The sequence below is a fragment of the Mycobacterium sp. NGS66 genome (assembly GCF_059812225.1).
In genome coordinates this window covers 139,047-154,367 of record NZ_JCALCG010000004.1, presented here as the reverse complement: position 1 = coordinate 154,367, position 15,321 = coordinate 139,047, and the positions used below count along the sequence as shown (strand labels likewise).

The window sequence follows — 15,321 nt, the reverse complement described above, 5'->3', positions numbered from 1 at the left end:
CATGATCTCGTTACGCCAACATGCGATCTCGCTGGCCGCGGTTTTCCTGGCGCTGGCCGTCGGGGTGGTGCTGGGCTCAGGCTTCCTGTCGGACACCCTGTTGTCCAGCCTGCGTGACGAGAAGCGCGACCTGCACACCCAAATCAACGGACTCAACGACCAAAAGAACGCCTTAACTCAAAAACTCAGTGCGGCAAACAATTTCGATCGCCAGGTGGCCAGCCGGATTATGCGCGACGCCCTGGCGGGCAAGTCGGTAGTCCTATTTCGCACGCCGGACGCCAAAGACGACGACGTCGCTGCGGTGTCGAGGAACATTGCCACGGCGGGCGGTACGGTGGTCGGCACGGTGTCGCTGACCCAAGAATTCGTCGAAGCGAACTCGGCGGAAAAACTGCTCACCGTGGTGAACTCGGCGATCCTGCCGGCCGGTACCCAGCTGAGTACGAAGCTGGTGGACCAGGGTTCGCAGGCCGGAGACCTGCTGGGCATCGCGCTACTGCTCAATGCCAACCCGGGTGCACCCGGTGTGGACGAGACGCAGCGGGCGACGGTGCTGGCCGCGCTGCGTGACACCGGTTTCATCACATACCAGCCCAGCGACCACTTCGGGGCGGCACATGCGGCAATCGTCATCACCGGAGGCGGCCTTCCGCCGGATGCCGGCAATCAGGGAGCCAGCGTGGCCCGGTTCGCCGCAGCACTGGCGCCACACGGCTCCGGCACCCTGCTCGCCGGGCGGGACGGATCGGCGAGCGGGACTGCCGCGGTCGCGGTGACCCGCGCTGACGGCGCCATGGCCGGGACGGTAAGCACCGTCGACGACGTCGACTCCGAGGCCGGGCGGATCACCGCGATCCTGGGCCTGCACGAGCTGATCAATGGTGGGCACAGCGGGCAGTACGGCACCGGTCGTGCGGCCACCTCGATCACCGTGCCGAGCTAGGGCCGTCGCCGGGCGTGTTCGCCGCGGCGCGGCGCGGCGGATGTTAGGGTGGGATTCCGTGGTCGGCAGGCCCGGCTGGTATGTCCCCAGCTAACCCAAGCCCTGCCCGTCTTCACGGAGGTCGCCTGTGCGAAAGCACCCGCAAACCGCCACCAAGCACCTCTTCGTCAGCGGTGGGGTAGCCTCCTCGCTCGGCAAGGGCCTGACGGCCAGCAGCCTCGGTCAGTTGCTGACTGCCCGCGGTTTGCATGTGACGATGCAAAAGCTCGACCCGTACCTCAATGTCGACCCGGGCACCATGAACCCGTTCCAGCACGGAGAGGTGTTCGTCACCGAGGACGGCGCGGAGACCGACCTCGACGTCGGTCACTACGAGCGGTTCCTCGATCGCGATCTGTCCGGCTCGGCGAATGTCACTACCGGACAAGTGTATTCGACGGTGATCGCCAAGGAGCGGCGCGGCGAGTACCTCGGCGACACCGTGCAGGTCATCCCGCACATCACCGACGAGATCAAGCGACGCATCCTGGCGATGGCCGAACCCGATGCCGACGGCAACCGGCCCGACGTTGTGATCACCGAAATCGGTGGCACCGTGGGCGATATCGAGTCGCAGCCGTTTCTGGAGGCGGCCCGCCAGGTGCGGCACGACCTTGGCCGGGAGAACGTCTTTTTCCTGCATGTCTCGCTGGTGCCCTACCTGGCTCCGTCCGGGGAGTTAAAGACCAAGCCGACCCAGCACTCGGTGGCGGCGCTGCGCAGCATCGGTATCACCCCGGATGCGCTCATCCTGCGCAGCGACCGAAACGTTCCAGAAGCGCTGAAGGACAAGATTGCGCTCATGTGCGATGTCGACATCGACGGCGTCATCTCTACCCCGGACGCACCGTCGATCTACGACATCCCCAAGGTGCTGCACCGCGAAGAACTGGACGCATATGTGGTGCGTCGACTCAACCTGCCATTCCGTGACGTTGACTGGACCGAGTGGGACGACCTGCTGCGACGAGTTCACGAGCCGCACGACAGCGTGCGAATTGCGTTGGTAGGCAAATACGTCGAGCTTTCCGATGCGTACCTGTCGGTCACCGAAGCGTTGCGTGCCGGCGGGTTCAAACACCACGCGAAAGTGGAGATGCGCTGGGTGGCCTCCGACGACTGCCAGACCGCCAACGGTGCCGCGGCGGCGCTCGCCGACGTACACGGCGTGCTCATCCCCGGTGGATTCGGAATCCGGGGCATCGAGGGCAAGATCGGCGCCATCCAGTACGCCCGAACCCATGGGCTGCCCGTGCTGGGCCTGTGCCTGGGCCTGCAGTGCATCGTCATCGAGGCGGCCCGCTCGATCGGTCTCACCCAAGCCAACTCGGCCGAATTCGAGCCGGCCACACCGGATCCCGTGATCTCGACGATGGCCGACCAGACGCAGATCGTGGCAGGCGAGGCGGATCTGGGCGGCACCATGCGGCTGGGCTCCTATCCGGCGGTGCTGGAGCCGGATTCGATTGTGGCGCAAGCATATGGGACAACCCAGGTGTCCGAGCGGCACCGGCATCGCTACGAGGTCAACAATGCCTACCGCGACCGGATCGCCGAAGGCGGCCTGAGGATTTCGGGCACCTCACCCGACGGGCATCTGGTCGAGTTCGTCGAATACTCGCCGGACGTGCATCCGTTCATCGTCGGCACCCAGGCGCACCCGGAGCTCAAGAGCCGGCCCACCCGGCCACACCCGCTGTTCGTCGCGTTCGTCGCGGCGGCCATCGACTACAAGAACGCCGAACTACTACCCGTCGATATTCCCGAGGTCCCCGAGCAAGCGTCGAACGGCAACCAGCAACGAGACGGCGTCGCACAGCCGGTACCCGCGACCCGTGGCTGAGCACGTCTTCGAGACGACGTCGTCCGAAACCCTGCACACCGGAAAGATTTTCGCGCTACGGCGGGACCAGGTTCGGATGCCTGGCGGAAAAATCGTCACCAGGGAAGTCGTCGAGCACTTCGGTGCGGTGGCCGTGGTGGCACTGGACGACGACGGCAACATCCCGATGATCTACCAGTACCGCCACGCGTTCGGTCGCCGGCTGTGGGAGCTGCCGGCCGGGTTGCTCGACGTACACGGCGAGGCGCCGCATCTCACCGCAGCCCGCGAGCTCCAGGAGGAAGCGGGCTTAGCGGCCGGCGACTGGCGGGTGCTTGTCGATCTCGACTCGACGCCCGGGTTCAGCGACGAGTCGGTGCGGGTCTACTTGGCCACCGGGCTCACCCAAGTCGACCAGCCCGAAGCGCACGACGAAGAAGCCGACATGACGTTGCAGTGGTATCCGCTTGCCGAGGCCGCGCGTAAGGTGCTCGCCGGCGAAATCGTCAATGCCATTGCGGTTGCGGGGATTTTGGCGGCGCATGCGGTGACGACCGGGTTCGCCGAGGCGCGCCCGCTGGACAGCCCCTGGACCGACAAGCCGACCACGTTCGCGGCCCGACAGGCCGCGCGGTGACGACAGGCACCGCGCCGGCGCTCGAATCGCAGGTGCAGGGTTACCTCGACCACTTGGCGATCGAGCGAGGTGTGGCGGACAACACGCTGAGCTCGTATCGCCGGGACCTGCGTCGCTACTCGAAACACTTGGCGGACCGCGGGATTCACGACCTGGCCAGGGTGGGCGAAACCGACGTCAGCGAATTCTTGGTGGCTTTGCGCCGTGGCGATCCCGAATCCGGGACGGCGGCGCTGTCGGCAGTGTCGGCGGCGCGGGCCCTGGTCGCGGTGCGGGGGCTGCATCGGTTCGCCGCCGCCGAAGGACTGGCCGAACTGGACGTGGCGCGCGAAGTCCGGCCGCCGACCCCGGGCCGCCGGCTACCCAAGAGCCTGACCATCGATGAAGTGCTGGCCCTGCTGGAAGCCGCGGGCGGGGACAGCCCGGCCGACGGCCCGCTGACGTTGCGCAACAGAGCGCTGCTCGAGCTGCTGTATTCCACCGGAGCGCGGATATCCGAAGCCGTCGGACTCGACGTCGACGACATCGACACCGAGGCCAGATCGGTGCTGCTGCACGGTAAGGGCGGCAAACAGCGGTTGGTGCCGGTGGGCCGTCCGGCCGTGCAAGCGCTCGACGCGTATCTGGTTCGGGGACGCCCGGACTTGGCGCGCCGCGGACGTGGGACGCCGGCGATCTTCCTCAATGCGCGCGGGGGCCGGTTGTCGCGGCAGAGCGCCTGGCAGGTTCTGCAGGACGCCGCTGAGCATGCGGGGATCACCGCGGGGGTCTCGCCGCACATGCTGCGTCACTCCTTTGCCACCCACCTGCTGGAGGGCGGCGCGGACGTGCGCGTGGTGCAGGAGCTACTCGGACATGCGTCGGTGACGACCACGCAGATCTACACCCTGGTGACTGTGCACGCGCTGCGCGAAGTATGGGCCGGCGCCCACCCGCGGGCTCGGTAGTCATGGCGTCTGCTCGCCGGGCGCTCGACGGGATTCAGCCTAGGTACTTCGACTCGAGGACTAGGTCGGAGACCAGGCTCTGGTACTCGATATGCGTCTTGTGCTCGATGGTCTGCCACTGCTTGCCCTGCTGCTGACGCATGTACTCGCGGTACTTGGGCGCACCGGGCACCCGGACATTGTCCGCCACCACAATCGACCCTGCATGCAACCACCCGCGGTCGACAATGCTGAGCAAATCGGCCAGATAAGCGTCTTTGTCGTGGTCGAGAAACACGAAATCCAGTGCGCCAGCAGAGAATCCGTACTCGTTGGCCAGCACGTCCAAGGTTCGCCCGCCGTCCCCGATGGTGCCGACCACACATGTCACCCGGTCCGCAACCCCGGCATGTTCCCAGATCCGGCGGGCATTGGCCGCGTTGGCCTCGGCAAGTTCGACCGAAAACACCTTGGCATTCGGCGCGGCGCGGGCGATCCGAAGGGCGCCATAGCCGCAGTAGGTGCCCAACTCGAGCGCAAGCCTGGGGTCTGCCTTGCGTACCGCGGCGTCGAGCAATAGCCCCTTTTCGTCGCCGACATTGATGAGCATCGATTCTTCGTAGGCGAACTTGTCCAGGGTGGCCAAGACGTCGTCGACGTCGCCGGCCGTGGCGTTCTGCAGGACATAGTCGACCGCCGCTGCTTCACGTCCGTCACCGATCTGACCCGTGACATTGATATTGCGGACTCCGGGCGCCATCCGCCATACCGACCAGCGGAGCAGGGGGATTCGTCGTTTCAGGTTCATGGACACCAACGATAGGCGTTCCGGCGTTTGTCAAGTCCTGTGGATCGGCGAATACATGCGCGACGCGTCGACCCGTAAAGAGGTGTGGTGATTTCGTTGCGCGCCATGATGATGCGTGGCGGTACGTCCAAAGGGATCTATCTGCTCACGTCGGACCTAAGGGAAACCGGCTGGCATCCGGATGTGTTGCTGCCCGCGATCATGGGGTCGCCGGATCGCCGTCAGATCGATGGACTCGGCGGCGGCAGCTCGACCACGAGCAAGGTGGCAATCGTCGGCCCGTCGAGCCGCCCAGATTGCGATGTCGACTATCTGTTCGCTCAGGTTGATATCGCGACATCGCGGGTGGACTGGACGCCGACGTGTGGGAACCTACTGAACGGGGTCGGGCCGTTCGCGATCGAACGCAATCTCGTCCCGACCGTGCACGGGCACACCACGATGCGGGTACATCTGGTCAATACTGGTGCGACGGTTGATATTTCGGTTCCCACCCCCGGCGGACGGATTGGCTACCAGGGCGACTGGGAGATCAGTGGCGTGCCCGGGCGGGCCGCGCCGATCGACGCGGTGTTCGGCGGCTTCTGTGGCGGCCGGACCGGAGCGTTGTTCCCCACCGGAAGCCCGGTCGATCACATTGGGGGAGTGCGGATTACGGCCATCGACGCTGCGGTGTGCGCGGTGATCGCCGAGGCCGGCGACTTCGGGCTCGGCGGTGACGAACCACCGCAGCAGCTCGACAGCAATCGAGCCTTGCTGGATCGGCTGGACTATGTGCGGTTGCACGCGGCGTTGGCGATGGGCTTGGGCGACGCGCGCGGCTGCGTCTCGCCGAAGGTTATCCTGGTGTCGAAATCGGTTCGCGGGCATATCCGCTCACGGTATTTCGTGCCTGACAGCTGCCACCCCGCACACGCGATTTCCGGGGCCATCTGTTTGGCGACGGCAGCCACCGTCGACCAGACGGTTGTCGCCAGGCTGCTCGAAAAGCCGTTCCAGGCAGGCGCATTCGCGATCGAACATCCCGCGGGCTTGATGAGCATCGAAATCCGACGTCCCGGTGGAGGTCGCGGGATTCAGGCGGCGGCTCGCAGCACCGCACGAAAGTTGTTCGACGGCTACGTGTTCGCCGATATGAGCCGGAAGGCGGGTTGAATGCGGGCGGGGCTGTGCTTGTTGCTGACGGCCGCGCTGGGGTGGCTGCTCGCGGCGCTGAGCGTGCCGTCGGGATGGCTGATCGCCGCGTTGGCGAGCGCGGGCGGGGTGGCAGTGCTGACCGGCCGCCAGCTGATCCCAAGCCGCAGCCTGCTGCGGCCTGCGCAAGGCTGCCTTGGTTTGCTGGCCACCGCGCCGCTAGCGCAGGAAGCCGTCCCGACGATGGTTCGTCACTTGGGAATCTCCGCGGCGTGTTCGGGCGCCACGCTGATCGTGTGCTTGTTGTGCACGCTGGTTTTGCTTCGGGTAGCAAAGACGCTATCGCCGGCGACCGCACTATTGTCCACTCTGGCCGGCGGTGCCAGCGGCATCTCGACCATGGCACCCGAGTTGGCAGTGGACCACCGCTATGTGGCGCTCTCGCAATACTTGCGGCTGGTGGTGGTCACGTCCACGCTTCCCGTCGTGCTCGCGCTTGCCGGAACGCCGCCCGTGGAGCCGCCAACCGCCGAGGGTGGTGTCTCGGTGTTCTCATCGGCGTCGGCAGCCGCCGTCATCGCCGGCGCCGGGTATGCGGCGCTGAAACTGAGATGGCCGGCACCGTTTCTGCTGGGCCCCATGCTGGCCGGGCTGCCGATCGCGGCTCAAGGCCACCTGGCCCTCGGGTTGCCACCGCTGGTCAACACCGTCGCGTACGTGGTGATCGGCTGGCAAGCCGGCGGCGCGTTCACCCGGGCGGCGGTTCGGCGGTTTGTCCGGCTGATGCCGCTGACCTGCACGTTCATCACCACGACGATCGGGGCATGTCTGGGCTTGGCGGTGGTGTTGTCGTCCTGGACCGGGCTGTCGTTTGCGCAGGCATATCTGGCGACCACGCCCGGTGGCATCTATGCCGTTCTGGCCGCCGCGACGGACTCGGAAGCCGGACCGATCGTGGTGACCATGCAGGTATTTCGGCTGCTGGTCATGTATCTGGTCGCCGTCATCGGTACCAGGCTGCTGCGGGTCGGCGCCGACTCCACTCCTCGAGAGTATTCGCTGGTTGATTTGCCTGCGGGTCGCCCGGCGTAGGCAAGCGGACCCGTTAGACTTTCCTGCGATGTTCACCTCCCGAACACGTCCCCGGGCATGACGGACCACCCCGACAGCGCTCCCGAGATCGGCCTCACCGGACGGCCACCGCGGGCGATCCCGGAGCCCGGGCCGCGCACGTCGCACGGCCCGGCCAAGGTCGTGGCGATGTGTAACCAGAAGGGCGGCGTCGGGAAGACCACCTCGACGATCAACCTGGGCGCCGCGATCGCGGAGTACGGCCGCCGGGTGCTGCTGGTGGATCTGGACCCGCAGGGTGCGCTCTCGGCGGGACTGGGTGTGCCGCACTACGAACTGGACCACACCATCCACAACCTGCTAGTGGAGCCCAGGGTGTCTATCGACGACGTGCTGATCCACACCCGGGTCAAGAACATGGATCTGGTGCCCAGCAATATCGACCTGTCGGCCGCCGAAATCCAGCTGGTCAACGAAGTCGGCCGCGAGCAGACGCTGGCCCGCGCGCTGCACCCGGTGCTGGACCGCTACGACTATGTCCTGATCGACTGCCAACCGTCCCTGGGTCTGCTCACGGTCAACGGGCTGGCCTGCTCCGACGGCGTCGTCATCCCCACCGAGTGCGAGTTCTTCTCGCTGCGCGGTCTGGCGCTGCTCACCGACACCGTGGACAAGGTGCGCGACCGCCTCAACCCGAAGCTGGACATCAGCGGCATCCTGATCACCCGTTACGACCCGCGCACGGTGAATTCCCGCGAGGTCATGGCCCGCGTCGTGGAGCGGTTCGGTGACCTGGTGTTCGACACGGTGATCACCCGCACGGTCCGTTTCCCCGAGACCAGCGTCGCCGGCGAACCCATCACGACCTGGGCGCCGAAGTCGGGCGGGGCCATCGCCTACCGATCGCTGGCCCGCGAAGTCATCCACCGATTCGGCGCGTGAACGCCGTCGAGAACGGCGAGGCGGCACAGCAGAGCGGCTTTCAGGTCCGGCTGACCAACTTCGAGGGGCCATTCGACCTGCTGCTGCAGTTGATCTTCGCCCACCGCCTCGACGTCACCGAGGTCGCGCTGCACCAAGTGACCGACGACTTCATCGCCTACACCCGCCAGATCGGCTCCGAGCTCGGCCTGGAGGAGACCACCGCATTCCTGGTGGTCGCTGCCACCCTGCTTGACCTCAAAGCCGCTCGCCTGCTGCCCGCGGGACAGGTCGACGACGAAGAGGATCTGGCGCTGTTGGAGGTACGCGATCTGCTTTTCGCTCGGCTGCTGCAGTACCGGGCGTTCAAGGACGTCGCGCAGATGTTCGCCGAGCTGGAGGCCGCCGCGCTGCGCAGCTACCCGCGCGCGGTATCGCTGGAAGATCGGTTCGCCGGCCTATTACCCGAGGTGATGCTCGGCGTCGACGCCGATCGGTTCGCCCAGATCGCGGCGATCGCATTCGTCCCGCGTCCGGTTCCGACGGTGGATACCGAACATCTGCACGAGGTGAAGATCTCGGTTGCCGAGCAGGCCCAGCTCTTGTTGGGGATGTTGGAAACACGCGGCAGCGGTGGCTGGGCGCCGTTTTCCGAGTTGGTCGCCGACTGCGGGGCGCCGATCGAGGTGGTCGGGCGTTTCCTGGCGCTGCTCGAGTTGTATCGATCCGGGGCGGTAGCATTCGAGCAGTCCGAGCCGCTTGGCTTGCTCCAGGTTTCATGGACCGGGGAACGGCCGACCAGCGAAGTGCGAGACGAATCATGACAGGCGCCGACGAGCCACCCGATTTGGATCTGGGCATCCCGGACATCGCTGAACCCGCGCAGCTCGATCCCGACGAGCTCGGCTCGGTGCTGGAAGCGTTGTTGCTGGTGGTGGACACCCCGGTGACCGCTGAGGCGTTGGCTGCGGCCACCGAGCAACCCGTCTACCGGATCGCGGCCAAGCTGCAGCAGATGGCCGAGCAGCTGACCGAACGCGATAGCGGTATCGACCTGCGGAAAACAGGAGATGGCTGGCGAATGTACACGCGCGCCCGGTTCGCCCCCTACGTCGAGAAACTGTTACTGGACGGGGCGCGATCCAAGCTGACCCGGGCCGCGCTGGAGACGCTGGCCGTAATCGCCTACCGCCAGCCGGTGACGCGGGCGCGGGTGAGCGCGGTTCGGGGCGTCAACGTGGACGCCGTGATGCGGACCCTGTTGGCCCGCGGGCTGATCACCGAAGCGGGCGCTGACCCCGATACCGGGGCGGCGACGTTCGTCACCACCGAGCTGTTTCTGGAACGCCTGGGGCTGTCGTCACTGACCGAGCTGCCCGACATCGCCCCGCTGCTGCCCGACGTCGACACCATCGAGGATCTGAGCGAATCGCTGCACAGCGAGCCACGCTTCCTCAAACTCAACGGCGGGAACGAGACAGAGCAAACAATGGCGTTCGACGTGGACCAGGAATGATGATCGTGCAAGGAGTCCGGCTGCAAAAAGTGTTGTCCCAGGCCGGGATTGCGTCACGACGGGCGGCCGAGAAACTTATCGTCGATGGGCGCGTGGAGGTGGACGGTCAGCTGGTGACCGAGCTGGGCACCCGCGTCGACCCGGATGTTTCGGTGATCCGCGTCGACGGGGCCAGGGTGGTGGTGGACGACTCGCTGGTGTACCTGGCGCTGAACAAGCCGCGCGGCATGCATTCGACCATGTGCGACGATCGTGGCCGGCCGTGCATCGGCGATTTGGTCGAGCGTCGCGTGCGGGGCACCAAGAAGTTGTTCCACGTCGGGCGGCTGGACGCCGACACCGAGGGACTGATCCTGCTGACCAATGACGGTGAGCTGGCGCACCGATTGATGCATCCGTCTCATCAGGTGCCCAAGACGTATCTGGCAACCGTGGCGGGATCGGTGCCGCGTGGGCTGGGCAAAAGGTTGCGGGAGGGCATCGAGTTGGACGACGGCCCGGCGCGTGTCGACGATTTCGCCGTGGTCGACGCCATCCCGGGAAAGACTATGGTGCGCTTGACATTACACGAGGGACGTAATCGCATTGTGCGCCGGCTGCTGGCAGCGGCGGGATTTCCGGTGGAGTCACTGGTGCGCACCGAAATCGGCGCGGTGTCGTTGGGGAAGCAGCGTCCCGGCAGCATTCGGGCGCTGCGTCATGACGAGATCGGGCAACTCTACAAAGCGGTCGGCCTGTGAGCGATGTAGTCGTTGCGATCGACGGTCCGGCGGGAACCGGAAAGTCTTCAGTGGCAAGGGGATTGGCGCGTGCACTGGGAGCGCGCTACCTGGACACCGGGGCGATGTACCGAATCGTGACGCTGGCGGTGCTGCGCGCCGGCGTTGACCCTGCCGACGCTCACGCGGTCGCGGAGTGTGTTGCAGATGTGCCGCTGTCAGTCGACCGCGATCCCGACCAAGACCGGTGTTACCTTGCCGGAGAGGATGTTTCGATAGAAATCCGCGGGGACGACGTCACGAGGTCCGTGTCGGCGGTGTCCTCTGTTCCCGCTGTGCGCACGCGGCTGGTCGGGTTGCAGCGCCAACTGGCCGAGGGTCCCGGCAGCGTGGTGGTCGAGGGCCGCGATATCGGCACCGTGGTGTTGCCGGATGCGCCGGTGAAGATCTTTTTGACCGCGTCGGCCGAAACACGGGCCCGGCGCCGCAACGACCAGAACATCGCCGCGGGGCTTGCGGACGACTACGACGGCGTGCTGGCTGACGTCCGCCGTCGCGACCATCTGGATTCCACCCGAGCGGTGTCGCCGCTGCGAGCGGCTTCCGATGCGGTGATCGTCGACACCAGCGACATGACCGAGGCTGAAGTGATCGCTCATCTGCTGGAGTTGGTCAGACAACGCAGTGGAGCGGTGCGGTGAGCCAGGACGGCACCTGGGTCGACGAAAATGACTGGGAGCTAAGCGATTTCGAAAAGTCCGAAGTCGGTCCGGCGCCGGTGGTGGCGGTGGTGGGCAGGCCAAACGTCGGCAAATCGACGCTGGTGAACCGGATCCTGGGCCGGCGCGAGGCGGTGGTGCAGGACGTGCCCGGCGTGACCCGAGACCGGGTCTCCTACGACGCGTTGTGGACCGGCCGCCGTTTCGTCGTCCAGGACACCGGCGGATGGGAGCCCGACGCCAAGGGGCTGCAACAGCTGGTGGCCGAACAGGCGTCGGTGGCCATGCGTACCGCCGACGCGGTAATCCTGGTGGTCGATGCGACCGTCGGGGCCACCGCCGCCGACGAGGACGCGGCCCGCATCCTGCTTCGCGCGGGAAAGCCAGTCTTCCTGGCCGCCAACAAGGTTGACAGCGAAAAGGGCGAAGCCGACGCGGCGGCATTGTGGTCGCTGGGATTGGGCGAGCCGCATGCGATCAGCGCGATGCACGGTCGCGGTGTGGCGGACCTGCTCGACAAGGTGCTGGCCGCGTTACCCGAGGTGGCCGATTCGGCATCGCGTGGCGGTGGGCCCCGGCGGGTGGCACTGGTCGGCAAACCAAACGTGGGCAAGAGTTCGCTGCTGAACAAGCTCGCCGGTGACCAGCGTTCGGTGGTGCACGAAGTTGCGGGCACCACCGTCGATCCGGTGGACTCGCTGATCGAATTGGGCGGTCAGGTTTGGCGATTCGTCGATACCGCGGGCCTGCGCCGCAAGGTGGGCCAGGCCAGCGGGCACGAGTTCTACGCATCGGTGCGTACGCACGGGGCGATCGACCTCGCCGAGGTGGTGATCGTGTTGATCGACGCGTCGCAGCCCATCACCGAGCAGGATCTGCGGGTGCTGTCCATGGTCATCGAGGCCGGACGTGCGCTGGTGCTGGCCTACAACAAGTGGGATCTGGTCGACGAGGACCGGCGCGAGCTGCTGGAACGAGAGATCGACCGCGAACTGGTCCAGGTGCGTTGGGCGCAGCGGGTCAACATCTCCGCCAAGACTGGGCGAGCGGTGCAGAAGCTGGTGCCCGCCATGGAGAGTGCGCTTGCGTCGTGGGACACCAGGATCGCGACCGGCCCGCTGAACAGCTGGCTCAAAGAAGTCGTGGCGGCCACGCCGCCACCGGTGCGCGGCGGCAGGCAGCCACGCGTGCTGTTCGCCACCCAGGCCACCGCCCGCCCGCCGACGTTTGTGCTGTTCACCACCGGGTTCTTGGAGGCGGGTTATCGCCGGTTTCTGGAACGGCGGCTGCGGGAGTCGTTCGGCTTCGACGGCAGCCCGATCCGGATCAACGTGCGGGTCCGGGAGAAGCGGTCGGCCAAGCGGCGTTAGCGCAGTCCTGGTCGGGGGTGAGCCGGTACTCCGAATACGCCGCGAGCCGGATCGCCGTCAGACCGCCGACGGCCGCTACGGGGATTAGGTAGTAGCGGCAGTCACCGTCGATGACGAAGAAGTAGTCGACCTCGTCGGTTGAGATCCATGCGGTCCACGCATCCCCTTGCTTGACCGTGGTCGTCTTGACTTGGATGCGCCGGGCTGCGGCGCCAATCCAAACCAGGAGGTCATAGCGGCACGGCTCTAGCGGCCAGCAGACGGATTGGCCACACAGCTCGAACCATGCCGCTGCCATGAGCGCGCCGGCCCTCGCCAGGTTGGCGCGTTGCGGGCGCATCACGGTGATTGGCGTGTGCGGTGTTCGCGGCGAGGCAAGGTGTGTGGTGTCGAGGCCGAGCCGTAACGCGTGTCCGCGTATCGTCGTCGTACTCGATCCGCCGGCCAGTCCGAGCTCCTGTGCGACCTGAGCCCAGCTCGTGGCGGAGGCGATGGCAGCGACGAGCTGTTGGTCGGTCCAACGTCGCTGGCCGGTGAAATGGCTGTAGTCGAGGCCAAGCCGGTTGGCGTGTGCGCGTACGGAGCGCATGGCAGCTGCAGAGGTGGCAGAGAGGCCCAACGCACGCAGGGTGCCGCGCCAGGAACGGGAAACCCGGACCGCCTCGATCAGTTGGGAGTCCGAGTAGCGCCGCATGACCGCGATATTACTGTGTCCAACCCTATGTTGCGCCATTCGACGGGCAGTCGAGAGAGGGTTGTGGTCCCAATTCAGTTATCGGATCCTGCAGCCGCTTAGAGGATTTCGATGTCGACGAGCGAACCACACGGTCGGGCTGACAGGATTTGAACCTGCGACCCCTACACCCCCAGTGTAGTGCGCTACCAAACTGCGCCACAGCCCGCAAGTCCGCCGCAACAATTCGGCAGACGCGAGGGAACGATACCGCAATATTTGCCCTGACTAGTCAGGAGGCGTGCAGGTTCGCTGCTGAGAGTCCGGCGATACCCGCTGGCGAGCGGCCTAGGACCCCCACCAGTGCTGGATTACGAAACTCTCGTCGTCGCGCCCGCCCTTGGGATCGCGTGCCGGTACGGTCTCCTGGCGGGTGATTGTGTCCTCGATACGGACCGGCGGCGGCAGGTGCTTGTACTTCTCCTGCTGGGCTTCTTTGGCCTCGTCGTTCTCATGGGTCATGGCGTCCTCCCGAGGGACAGTCTGATGCACCAGTGGCGTATCCGTCGACCCCCAGGATTCGCCGACTAGCCGGAGATCTCGTCTTCTTTTCGACGACTGATTGCCCAGGCAACCAGGCAGACTGCGACTGCCAACCCCCCGTATCCCAGCACCGACGGCCACCAGGGGCGGGATGGCGCGGGCTCCTTGTAACCGGCCAACGTCACCAGGTAGCTGCCGTTGTCGGTCGGCCCGACGCCCGGTAACGACTGAGTTTTGGTCACTCGAATCTGGCTTCGGCCGCTGGGATCGCCGATCTGACCCCAGGCCAAGGTGGAGTCGTCCAGCAGGAAAGTGTCTTGGCTACCCGCGGGTTGGCTGTCGTCGTGGCCCACCAACTCCACGTGGCCGACTTGCACGACCTGGTCGTGGGCGGATACATATGCCAAGACGTCCTGGTACACCTGCGGGGGCGGAGGCGGTGTGTAGTCGGGCGGCGGTGGGCCATCCCCGTCCGGTGGTGGAATCCAGGCACCGCCGTGGAAGCTGCCCGACGCGATATAGCTGTCGCCGACCGCGGTGAACGGGAACAGGCCAACCGTGGCGACGTCGAGCACCACCCGGCCACCGGCCGGCACGTACGCCTCCCGGTAGGCGCCGTTGTAGAAGAAGCGGATGGTCATCGCTTGATTGAGGGGGTTGTACAGGACCGGGCGGTGGTAGCCGTCGTAGTCGACGTAGTCCCAGTGCCGAGGGCGCGGCAGCGCCTGATTGTCGACCTTCAAGACCTCAACGTTGCCGTTGTGGGCATTGACTGCATCGTCCACCCGATGTTTGAAGTCCACCAGCTGAAGCATCTTTTGAATCGCGGGATTGAACCGCGTCACGGGTGCAGCCTTGGCGGCCGCGATTGCTTCCTGTGACGCATCCAGCCCCTTCGGCGGTGTCACCACTGAGGCGTTCCGCGGCGTCCCCGTGGGCAACGGCTCGATCGTCGGCCCCCGGACCGGAGTCGTGCTCGGCGGCGGGGGACTTGTCGGAACGACCTGTGGGGTGTGCACCGGCGTCAGGTTCGGCGACGGGAGGTCGGGCGGAATCAACGGAGCCGGCAGCGGCACGCTGCTCGGGGACGCCTGTGGCGGGCGGGACGGCGCGCCTTCGTAGCAGGAGCGGGGCGTCGGAATCCCATATATCGCAATGTATTTGAGACAGTCCTGGCAGGCCGCGGGGCTTTCTCCGGCGCCCGCACACGGAGCCGCCTGAGCAACACCGGTCGTGGTGGCTGCCACCGGCGCGAACGCCAAGGCGGCTGCCGCCACGATCCCGAGTGCTTTCATCTCATGACCTTTCGGGAACCGCACTTGCTGGGGGAGCTGCGACCACCGAGTGCTGCGCATTTGCCGTAATACGACCCAGTGTCCCACTTCTATTGCGGGTGCTACGGACCAGTCCGCTCAGGTGCCCGGATGCGCTACGGCGGAAGTGGGTAAACAACTCGGAAGCGCAGCGGCGCGGTTCA

General features: G+C 66.1%; 16 protein-coding genes and 1 tRNA gene. 12 read left to right on the top strand and 5 right to left on the bottom strand.

The genetic code is table 11. The features are described from left to right. Nucleotide 1: 1 nt before the first annotated feature. The 4 genes from AC5Y2L_RS10720 to xerD all read left to right on the top strand — a co-directional run bounded on the left by AC5Y2L_RS10720 (nt 2) and on the right by xerD (nt 4,391). Complete coding sequence (locus AC5Y2L_RS10720) at nt 2-946, top strand: copper transporter (RefSeq protein ID WP_499935664.1); 945 nt, start codon at nt 2-4, stop codon at nt 944-946. A gap of 127 nt (nt 947-1,073) precedes the next feature. Next, complete coding sequence (gene pyrG, locus AC5Y2L_RS10715) at nt 1,074-2,828, top strand: CTP synthase (protein WP_499935663.1); 1,755 nt, start codon at nt 1,074-1,076, stop codon at nt 2,826-2,828. Next, nucleotides 2,821-3,444 carry an NUDIX domain-containing protein gene (locus AC5Y2L_RS10710; protein WP_499935661.1) on the top strand — a complete coding sequence of 208 codons (624 nt, stop codon included), beginning with the start codon at nt 2,821-2,823 and terminating at the stop codon, nt 3,442-3,444. Before pyrG ends, AC5Y2L_RS10710 begins: the two co-directional genes overlap by 8 nt. Then, the gene (gene xerD, locus AC5Y2L_RS10705) at nt 3,441-4,391 is read left to right on the top strand and encodes a site-specific tyrosine recombinase XerD (protein ID WP_499935660.1); all 951 of its coding nucleotides are present in this window, start codon (nt 3,441-3,443) and stop codon (nt 4,389-4,391) included. Before AC5Y2L_RS10710 ends, xerD begins: the two co-directional genes overlap by 4 nt. 34 nt (nt 4,392-4,425) lie before the next feature. Here the strand turns inward: xerD and AC5Y2L_RS10700 are convergent, their stop codons facing one another. Then, nucleotides 4,426-5,178: an O-methyltransferase gene (locus AC5Y2L_RS10700; RefSeq protein WP_499935658.1), complete on the bottom strand. Its 753-nt coding sequence runs from the start codon at nt 5,176-5,178 to the stop codon at nt 4,426-4,428. A gap of 87 nt (nt 5,179-5,265) precedes the next feature. Here AC5Y2L_RS10700 and AC5Y2L_RS10695 point away from each other — a divergent pair, with 87 nt between their 5' ends. The 8 genes from AC5Y2L_RS10695 to der are packed head-to-tail and all read left to right on the top strand — an operon-like array spanning nt 5,266 to nt 12,628. Beyond that, nucleotides 5,266-6,333, top strand: coding sequence for a PrpF domain-containing protein (locus AC5Y2L_RS10695; protein WP_499935657.1), 1,068 nt, complete (start codon nt 5,266-5,268; stop codon nt 6,331-6,333). Next, nucleotides 6,334-7,404, top strand: coding sequence for an AbrB family transcriptional regulator (locus AC5Y2L_RS10690; RefSeq protein ID WP_499935655.1), 1,071 nt, complete (start codon nt 6,334-6,336; stop codon nt 7,402-7,404). It begins immediately after the preceding gene. A gap of 57 nt (nt 7,405-7,461) precedes the next feature. Continuing rightward, nucleotides 7,462-8,325: a ParA family protein gene (locus AC5Y2L_RS10685; RefSeq protein WP_499935654.1), complete on the top strand. Its 864-nt coding sequence runs from the start codon at nt 7,462-7,464 to the stop codon at nt 8,323-8,325. Continuing rightward, nucleotides 8,322-9,128 (top strand): segregation/condensation protein A, encoded by an 807-nt coding sequence (locus AC5Y2L_RS10680; RefSeq protein ID WP_499935653.1) that lies wholly within the window; start codon nt 8,322-8,324, stop codon nt 9,126-9,128. The genes AC5Y2L_RS10685 and AC5Y2L_RS10680 overlap by 4 nt, the downstream gene beginning before the upstream one ends. Then, nucleotides 9,125-9,820 (top strand): SMC-Scp complex subunit ScpB, encoded by a 696-nt coding sequence (gene scpB / locus AC5Y2L_RS10675; protein ID WP_499935652.1) that lies wholly within the window; start codon nt 9,125-9,127, stop codon nt 9,818-9,820. The genes AC5Y2L_RS10680 and scpB overlap by 4 nt, the downstream gene beginning before the upstream one ends. Then, nucleotides 9,817-10,560 carry a pseudouridine synthase gene (locus AC5Y2L_RS10670; protein ID WP_499935650.1) on the top strand — a complete coding sequence of 248 codons (744 nt, stop codon included), beginning with the start codon at nt 9,817-9,819 and terminating at the stop codon, nt 10,558-10,560. Before scpB ends, AC5Y2L_RS10670 begins: the two co-directional genes overlap by 4 nt. Then, the gene (gene cmk, locus AC5Y2L_RS10665) at nt 10,557-11,240 is read left to right on the top strand and encodes a (d)CMP kinase (protein WP_499935649.1); all 684 of its coding nucleotides are present in this window, start codon (nt 10,557-10,559) and stop codon (nt 11,238-11,240) included. Before AC5Y2L_RS10670 ends, cmk begins: the two co-directional genes overlap by 4 nt. Next, nucleotides 11,237-12,628 carry a ribosome biogenesis GTPase Der gene (der, locus tag AC5Y2L_RS10660; RefSeq protein WP_499935648.1) on the top strand — a complete coding sequence of 464 codons (1,392 nt, stop codon included), beginning with the start codon at nt 11,237-11,239 and terminating at the stop codon, nt 12,626-12,628. Before cmk ends, der begins: the two co-directional genes overlap by 4 nt. Here der and AC5Y2L_RS10655 read toward each other — a convergent pair. The 4 genes from AC5Y2L_RS10655 to AC5Y2L_RS10640 form a co-directional block, all read right to left on the bottom strand. Then, the gene (locus AC5Y2L_RS10655; RefSeq protein ID WP_499935646.1) at nt 12,585-13,322 is read right to left on the bottom strand and encodes a hypothetical protein; all 738 of its coding nucleotides are present in this window, start codon (nt 13,320-13,322) and stop codon (nt 12,585-12,587) included. The two genes, der and AC5Y2L_RS10655, sit on opposite strands and share 44 nt — an antisense overlap. 134 nt (nt 13,323-13,456) lie before the next feature. Next, a tRNA-Pro gene (locus AC5Y2L_RS10650) sits at nt 13,457-13,530 on the bottom strand. 119 nt (nt 13,531-13,649) lie between these two features. Continuing rightward, complete coding sequence (locus tag AC5Y2L_RS10645; RefSeq protein WP_499935645.1) at nt 13,650-13,823, bottom strand: hypothetical protein; 174 nt, start codon at nt 13,821-13,823, stop codon at nt 13,650-13,652. A 65-nt stretch (nt 13,824-13,888) separates the two neighbouring features. After that, nucleotides 13,889-15,139 (bottom strand): hypothetical protein, encoded by a 1,251-nt coding sequence (locus AC5Y2L_RS10640; RefSeq protein ID WP_499935644.1) that lies wholly within the window; start codon nt 15,137-15,139, stop codon nt 13,889-13,891. Nucleotides 15,140-15,321: the final 182 nt, after the last annotated feature.

Bases quoted from the DNA above. Each gene is read 5' to 3' on its own strand.
- AC5Y2L_RS10720 (WP_499935664.1), top strand. From the start codon at position 2: ATGATCTCGTTACGCCAACATGCGATCTCGCTGGCCGCGGTTTTCCTG.
- AC5Y2L_RS10700 (WP_499935658.1), bottom strand. From the start codon at position 5,178: ATGAACCTGAAACGACGAATCCCCCTGCTCCGCTGGTCGGTATGGCGG.
- AC5Y2L_RS10690 (WP_499935655.1), top strand. From the start codon at position 6,334: ATGCGGGCGGGGCTGTGCTTGTTGCTGACGGCCGCGCTGGGGTGGCTG.
- AC5Y2L_RS10685 (WP_499935654.1), top strand. From the start codon at position 7,462: ATGACGGACCACCCCGACAGCGCTCCCGAGATCGGCCTCACCGGACGG.
- scpB (WP_499935652.1), top strand. From the start codon at position 9,125: ATGACAGGCGCCGACGAGCCACCCGATTTGGATCTGGGCATCCCGGAC.
- AC5Y2L_RS10670 (WP_499935650.1), top strand. From the start codon at position 9,817: ATGATGATCGTGCAAGGAGTCCGGCTGCAAAAAGTGTTGTCCCAGGCC.
- AC5Y2L_RS10655 (WP_499935646.1), bottom strand. From the start codon at position 13,322: ATGCGGCGCTACTCGGACTCCCAACTGATCGAGGCGGTCCGGGTTTCC.
- AC5Y2L_RS10645 (WP_499935645.1), bottom strand. From the start codon at position 13,823: ATGACCCATGAGAACGACGAGGCCAAAGAAGCCCAGCAGGAGAAGTAC.
- AC5Y2L_RS10640 (WP_499935644.1), bottom strand. From the start codon at position 15,139: ATGAAAGCACTCGGGATCGTGGCGGCAGCCGCCTTGGCGTTCGCGCCG.